This is a genomic window from Frankia sp. CoWAU3, from assembly GCF_977971855.1.
In genome coordinates, this window is the sequence record NZ_CDWWXB010000128.1 from 5,046 (window position 1) to 6,362 (window position 1,317).

2 protein-coding genes are annotated in these 1,317 nt (G+C 73.1%); both read right to left on the reverse strand.

What is annotated here, in order from left to right; translation table 11 throughout:
• Positions 1 to 814: 1,4-dihydroxy-6-naphthoate synthase (locus AC08ON_RS12190; protein ID WP_476616989.1), on the reverse strand; the 814-nt coding region annotated here is incomplete at its 3' end.
• A 1-nt stretch (position 815) separates the two neighbouring features.
• The coding region (gene mqnB, locus AC08ON_RS12195; RefSeq protein WP_476616990.1) for a futalosine hydrolase at positions 816 to 1,317 on the reverse strand (502 nt) is incomplete at its 5' end.

Here is a 1,317-nt window from a genome sequence, read left to right on the forward strand (position 1 = left end):
GGTCGGCGTCGGCGGCGCGGGAGAGCAGGGCCTCGACGGCGGCGAACCCTTCGTCGCCGAGGTCGAGGCTGAACTCGTTGACGTACAGCTGGATGTGGGCGTCGACGACGTCGGGCGTCATCTCCTGGGCGTGGGCGAGGACGTAGTCGGCGCTGGCGGCGGGATCGGCGAAGGCCGCGGCGACGCTCGCCCGCACCGCGGCGGACAGCACCGGACCGTCCAGCCCCCGGCGGGCGAGGATCGCGCCGAGCGGAATGGGCAGCGAGGTCTGGCCCTCCCACCAGTCGCCGAGGTCGACGAGCGCCGTCAGTCCGTAGGACGGGTAGGTGAAGCGGGACTCGTGGATGACGAGCCCCGCGTCATACGCGCCATCGCGGACGGCGGGCATGATCTTCTCGAAGGGAAGCACGTCGACGTTCGTCACGCCCTCGTCGGCCGCCCACAGCCGGAACAGCAGGTAGGCCGTGGTGCGGGTGCCGGGGATGGCGACCCGGGCACCGCGCAGGTCCGACCGCCCGGCGGTGAGGACGAGTGGGCCGCAGCCGCGGCCCAGGGCCCCGCCCGCCGTCAGCAGCTGGTACCCGGTGAGCAGCCACGGCAGGGCGGCATAGGACACCTTGACGAGGTCATCCCGCCCGTCGGCGGCCCGGGCGTTGAGGACGTCGATGTCGGCGAAGGTCACCGACACCTCGGGTGCTCCCGGGACGAGTCCGTGCGCGAGGGCGTGGAAGGCGAACGTGTCGTTGGGGCAGGGCGAGATGGCGAGCGAGAGCGGACCTGGAAGGTTCGAGGTGGTCGCCCGGCCAGCACCCATCTCAGTGCTCTCCTGTCCCGTGGTGGCCGCTGTTCCCGTGGTGGCCGCGGGCACCCGGGTGCCCGGCCGGGATCGTGGTGGAGACGTCGTTCGCGGTGGCCACCGGTGCGGCCGTCACCAGACCGTCCGGGTGGGTGACGAGTGCCGCGGCGGCCGTGCGGAGGCTGGCCAGCGCGACCGGCAGGTTCCAGCCGGACCGGTCCCGGCGCCCGACCGTGTTGCTGATGGTACGGATCTCCACCACCGGGACGCCGAAGGCCCGGGCGGCCACCCCAACGGCGTACCCCTCCATCGACTCCGCCACCGGGTCCAGCCGCTCGGTCAGCGCCGTGGCCCGACGCTCGGTGCCCGTCACCGTCGACACGCTGATCACGCTACCCGTGACGATCCGCCGACCGGTGACGTCGAGCACCGTGCCCAGGCGGTGGACGAGGTCCGGATCCGGGACCACCGTGGACGAACCGAGCCCGAGATCCTCCAGGCTCAGGAACGACCCCGCGGGG